This is a genomic window from Arthrobacter sp. H14, assembly GCF_000520495.1.
GTDB lineage: Bacteria > Actinomycetota > Actinomycetes > Actinomycetales > Micrococcaceae > Arthrobacter_C.
In genome coordinates, this window is sequence record NZ_KI914637.1 from 94575 (window position 1) to 97310 (window position 2736).

Here is a 2736-nt window from a genome sequence, read left to right on the forward strand (position 1 = left end):
TACCTTGGCGGGAGGCCGGCGTTACAGCCCGAGCAGCCGCGCGACGTCGTCGTGCCCTTGGACGCTCAGTGTCCAGGTGGGGCGGATGAAGTCCCCGTGGTCGAGGCGGACGCGCCGTTGCTCTCGGAGCTCGCCATCACGGACGGCGACCCTTGTTGCTCCGTTGTACCGATAGCCGAGCTTGCGTGAAACACCCAGCGAGGCATGGTTAAACGGCGCGGCGTCCGACTCCGCCACCTCTGCGCCCAGATAGTCGAATGCGTAGGCCAATACAGCCTGGCGCATTTCCGTGCCGATTCCCTGGCCCTGCCGTGACATGGTCAGCCAGGAGCCGCTGCGGACAGTCTTCAGAACGGGGAAGTCCGTCGTCATGAGTTCCTGCACACCGGCAAAATCACCATCGATCCACACTCCGAAATTAATAATCCAACGGTCCGGGGAAACCCCAGCGCGGGTCTGCCAGAAGTACTTGAGGGTCTCCCCGGTGAGCTCCTCGCCCTTGGCATCTGTCCAGGGGTAGGAGAATGGCATGACAGCCGGGTCGTGTATGCCGGCGTGCACGGCGGCAATCAGGTGGGGCAGGTCAGCATCCGATACTGGACTCAGTTCCAGCCGTGGGGTGGTCAGTTTGAGGCCGAAAAGCGGCCACAGCTCAGTCAAAGTGCTCACCGGCCATTCCTACCACGGTATGCCCGGCCGGCAAGCGGGCGCGCAACATGGCGTTCATGTTCTCCACATCAAGTAGTCTCGAATAATGGTTTGGCGGCTCTCTGATCTCTGGCAGAACAGCATCGCCTCATTCATACTGGTGCTTCTCGCCGTCGGGTATTTTCTGGTTATAGCCGTTCGTCTCACCCGGATCGATCTCCGCGAGCACCGGCTGCCCAACAAGATCGTTTTCCCTGCCTACCCAGTAGCCGCGGTACTACTCGGTGTGGCCAGCGCGCTGATGGGCGACTGGTGGGGCCTGCTCCGGATGATTCTCGCCGCAGCCGCATTGTGGGTTTTCTACTTCGCCTTGCGCTGGGTCTATCCGCCTGGAATGGGCTATGGGGACGTGAAGCTGGCAGGAGTGTTGGGCATTTACCTGGGTTACCTCAGTTGGGGACACGCGCTCCTTGGCAGCGCCGCGGCGTTTGTACTTGCGGGAATTACCGGCACCATCCTGCTCCTGACGCACAAGGGAAATCTCAAGACGAGGATTCCCTTCGGGCCATTCATGATTCTCGGAACCGCTCTCGTGATGGCATTCGTGCCGGTTCCGGAGTTCACCGCCACGCCCACCATCCAATAATCAGCATCTTTTAGTTACTGTGATGGAATGCCCACTCCAGAATTTGTCCTCGAATTGCGGAAGAAGATCGGACACGATCTCCTCTGGCTGCCCGGCGTTATAGGCGTTGTATTTAACGACGCCGGCCAGGTGTTGTTGGGACAACGATCAGACAATGGCGTATGGACCTTAATCACAGGGATGCTCGAACCTGGGGAACAACCGGCCCAGGGTCTAGCGAGGGAAGTGCTTGAAGAGACAGGTGTAGTCGTCGAGGTCGAAGCTTTGGTTGATGTTCGGGCGGATCGACCGGTCGAATTCATCAATGGCGACCGAGTGCAGTTCCTCTCCCTTACCTTTCGATGCAGGGCAGTCTCTGGTGAGGCAAAGGTTAGCGATGACGAGTCGCTCGATGTCCGCTGGTTCAACCTCGACGACCTTCCGGAATTACCGGATTACCATTTGTCCCGTCTCCGAACGGCCCACTCCTGGAAGGCCTCGGACTTTGAAGCGCAGTTCGTGCGTTAACAACTGAGAGCTGCGAACAATTACTGAGACCCGTGGCCCTGGCCCGCTCAGGTCGGTTTCCGGTGCCGCTGGAGTAGCTGTTGCGGGTGGTTTCAGAATGGTGGTGGGGTTTGGTCGTGATCGCCGGCTGGGGTATTTCCAGCATTTTCCGGGTCCCAGGGGTCGAAGCGGTGACCGTTGCCGGTGTTGTAGCGGCGGGCGTCTTTCCGGCTGGTGAGGACGGGTCCTTCGGGTTTGGATGTGTAGGTTCGTCCTGCAGGTGATGTGAACGTGACGGTGCCGTCTTTGTCCTGGGTGTCTTTCCATCCGCAGGCGGTTTTGAGCAGATGATGTTTGGGGCAGTAGCCTTTCACCGACTCGTAGTCGGTTGTTCCACCTGCTGCCCAGGGTTTGGTGTGGTCGAGTTCGGTGAAGCGCGCGGATCGGTTGCAGCCCGGTGCCCGGCAACATCGGTCGCGGATATTGATCATTCTTTTCAGGTCCGCGGGGACCTTGTAGGTGTCCCGGCCGAAGGAGATCATCGCCCCGGTCTCCGGGTGGGTCAGGATCCGCTTGAACGAGGACGCTCCCGCGCATAGTTTGCGTGCGGTTTCGTCGTCGACCGGACCGTAACCTTCGAGTTCGGCCGGCTCTTCCGACAGACCCAGCAAGGTCAGCACGGGGACGGTGACGAGGACTTCGGCCTTGATCTGGTCATAGTCCGGCAGGTGCGGTTCCGCCACGGTCTTACCGGTGGAAGTCCTTGTTGTGCCGTGTGCCTGATTCGGGTCTGCGATGTTCCCATCGGGTATGAACCCGGTACCAAGGAGCAGGTCGGTGAACACGTCGGCGCAGAGTTGTGTCCCGGTGCGTTCCTCCTCGGGGGAACGCAGTGTCCGGGCGGCGTCGGTGATGCGGTTGAATGCGGCGGTGGCGGCTTCGGCCGGCAGATAGGC

Annotated in this window: 4 protein-coding genes; 2 read left to right on the forward strand and 2 right to left on the reverse strand. The window is 60.2% G+C overall.

The window, feature by feature from the left end:
- Nucleotides 1–21: 21 nt before the first annotated feature.
- Nucleotides 22–669, reverse strand: coding sequence for a GNAT family N-acetyltransferase (locus Y707_RS0105765; RefSeq protein WP_026534362.1), 648 nt, complete (start codon nt 667–669; stop codon nt 22–24).
- Nucleotides 670–754: 85 nt separating this feature from the next.
- Between Y707_RS0105765 and Y707_RS23855 the strand changes: the two genes are divergently transcribed.
- Together Y707_RS23855 and Y707_RS0105775 are read left to right on the forward strand one after the other, a co-directional pair.
- Complete coding sequence (locus tag Y707_RS23855) at nt 755–1294, forward strand: prepilin peptidase (RefSeq protein ID WP_051441688.1); 540 nt, start codon at nt 755–757, stop codon at nt 1292–1294.
- A gap of 27 nt (nt 1295–1321) precedes the next feature.
- Nucleotides 1322–1801, forward strand: a complete 480-nt coding sequence (locus Y707_RS0105775) for an NUDIX hydrolase (protein ID WP_026534363.1) — start codon at nt 1322–1324, stop codon at nt 1799–1801.
- Nucleotides 1802–1893: 92 nt separating this feature from the next.
- Here the strand turns inward: Y707_RS0105775 and Y707_RS0105780 are convergent.
- A partial coding sequence (locus tag Y707_RS0105780) for an HNH endonuclease signature motif containing protein (protein ID WP_026534364.1) occupies nt 1894–2736 on the reverse strand: 843 nt, incomplete at its 5' end.